2 protein-coding genes are annotated in these 2341 nt (G+C 71.3%); one reads left to right on the top strand and one right to left on the bottom strand.

What is annotated here, in order from left to right; all coding sequences use genetic code 11:
- Entirely contained in the window at positions 1-1575 is a 1575-nt protein-coding gene (locus NBZ83_RS31695) for a Wzz/FepE/Etk N-terminal domain-containing protein (protein WP_261568655.1), read from the bottom strand.
- Positions 1576-1864: 289 nt separating this feature from the next.
- Between NBZ83_RS31695 and NBZ83_RS31690 the strand changes: the two genes are divergently transcribed.
- Positions 1865-2200 (top strand): hypothetical protein, encoded by a 336-nt coding sequence (locus tag NBZ83_RS31690; RefSeq protein WP_261576461.1) that lies wholly within the window; start codon positions 1865-1867, stop codon positions 2198-2200.
- Positions 2201-2341: the final 141 nt, after the last annotated feature.

Genomic DNA, 2341 nt, shown 5'->3' with positions numbered 1-2341 from the left:
TTACCGGGCCGGGCGGGCGTAGCGGTCGGTGGTCTCCGGATCCATGCCGCCGCGCTTGCCGTTGGACACGCTTTCGCCGCCGCCCACGGGCGAGTTCGACGTGATCGTGTCGACCGAGGAGCGACGTTCCGGGGTGACGTTGCCGGTCGCCCGGCGGATGCCGGTCCGGCCGTCGTGGACGACGCCGACGACCCGCTCGGCGAGCGCCGGCCAGTCCCGCGGCACCTGCTCCAGCTCCTTGAGGTGCGTCTCGGTGGACGTGATGACCACGACCGCGTCGGCCTGGATCGCCGACGCCGCGGTCATCGGCAGCTCGGCCAGCGCCGAGGTGACCAGGATGACCAGGTCGACGACGGGGGCGCGGTCGGCGAGGATCGGCGCGAGGCCGCCGGGGCGCGCCGCCCGGGCCGGGGAGACCCGGTTGTAGAGGATGTGCCCGCGGCCGGTGCCGGACGAGCGGGCCAGGCAGGTCGGCTCGTGCGCCCAGCGCGGCAGCTCCCCGGAGGTCGCCCGCGGCAGACCCTCCAGCGACGCCCGCACCTCCGACGACGGGGAGGTGTCGAGGATCAGCACGACCCCCTGGTCGTCCGACCAGGCGGCGGCAACGGAGGCGACGAGGTCGGCGGCGAGGTCCCCGCGCGACGCCGGGGTGAACGCGACCACCTTGCTGGTCGGCGACATCACCGCCGACATCGCCGAGACGAGCGTCTCGGCCGCGCTCGCCGTCGTGCGCCCCGGCTCCAGCGCGGCGATCAGCGGGACGCCGAGGGTGTCCGACGGGTTGTGCGGGTCGAGAATCGTCGGCCGCCGCTGGTACATGATCCAGATAGCCGCGATGGAACCGAGCAGGCCCACGATCGCCGCGACGAGGATGTTGCGCAGCAGGTTGGGACCGCCCTGGCCGCTCGCGACCGGAGGCTCGGCCAACTTGATCGCCGAGCTGCCCAGCACCGACGCGGTGCGGGCCGTGGCAATCTTGTCGTTGAGGTCCCCGATCTGCTTATTTCGCACGGCGTTTGCGTTCACCCCGGCCGCGTCGGCCCCCTGGCCGGCGGCGGCCTGCTCGGCGACGACCTGGTCACGCAGCTTGATCAGCGCGTCCACGGAGGACTCGCTGTTGGGGCCGTAGCTCGTCAGCAGCGTGCTGTACGCCGCCTCACCCGCCTTGACCAGGTCCGTCGCCGCCTGCTGAGTGGACCCCGTGCCCTTCATGACGAAGAAGTAGCCCTCGTCCGACGGGGACGTGCTCAGCCGGCCCGTCACATCCGACTCGGGCAGCTTGAGCGCCGTCGCGATCTTCGCCACGGCCGCCGAGGACTGGGCGAACTGCGCCTGGGTCTGGACGAAGCGGGTCGCGTCGACCGAGTTGGCGAGCGTGCCCGAATCCGTGGACAGGAAGATCCGCGCGCTCGACGCGTAGGTGGCCGACTGCGCCTTGGAGTAGATGGCCGCCAGCGCCGCGAAGATCACGACCACGATGACGATGATCAGCAGGCGCGGCTGGATGATGCGGAACAGCGAGGGAGCGGACGGGGCCCGGCTGGTCTCGCCTCCCGCCTGTGCGTTGCGGCTCATGACGCGCCCGCCCCGGACTCAGAACGGGCGGACCGGGCCCGCACGCGGATCGGAGAGCCGGCGAGCTGACGCACCGACACCTCCAGCAGGACGTGAAGCGGACTCAAAGTGGCCCCCCACAGGAGCATCCGGCCCGATTGCCGGACCACGGGTCTAGATCTGACGAACCGATTTGTGAGCATAGCCGATAGCGGATAGTAAACGGTCATAGCTATAACTGGCGCTGTGGTGGCGCTCAGGTGTCGCGCCTGCCTCGCCGCGGGCCGGTTGCCCGACGATGACCGTCACGATGACCATCCCGGACGAGACCCTCACCATCCACATCATCCCCCAGACCGATACCCCGCTCGGATTCACCCGGCTTCCCCCGCGGCGATCCGTGGTCACGATCCATGCGGGTTGGTCGCGGCCGCGCGAGTTCTCGCCGCAACTCTTCCGGGACGTCAGATTTTCGAACTTTTGTCGAGTTATTTCCATCCCGTCGCTTCGCACTGGACCTATCACGCCGCGCCGAACCGCCGGGCAACTCCCACCCGCCGGTCAATTCCGCCTCGCCAAACTCTCCGGCGATCGGGCGGCCGACGGCACGCCGCCGCCCTCCGGAAGAACGTTCGTCCTGCCGTGATCGTCCCCGATCCGACGGCCAACCGCCTGCAGCGCCGGGATCAGCACCGTCGCGCGGTGCGCCGGCCGGCGCCGCCGCGGACGGCCTCGCCCCCCGGTCCGACCACCCGGCGCGGCCGGCGCGCCCCTCGCCCGGCCGGGG

This window comes from Frankia gtarii, assembly GCF_025403375.1.
Classification (GTDB): Bacteria; Actinomycetota; Actinomycetes; order Frankiales; family Frankiaceae; genus Frankia; species Frankia gtarii.
This window is presented reverse-complemented; position numbering and strand designations above follow the sequence as displayed.

What these genes read in the sequence shown, in the direction of transcription:
- NBZ83_RS31695 (WP_261568655.1), bottom strand. Translation starts at nt 1,575, where the DNA reads ATGAGCCGCAACGCACAGGCGGGAGGCGAGACCAGCCGGGCCCCGTCC.
- NBZ83_RS31690 (WP_261576461.1), top strand. Translation starts at nt 1,865, where the DNA reads ATGACCATCCCGGACGAGACCCTCACCATCCACATCATCCCCCAGACC.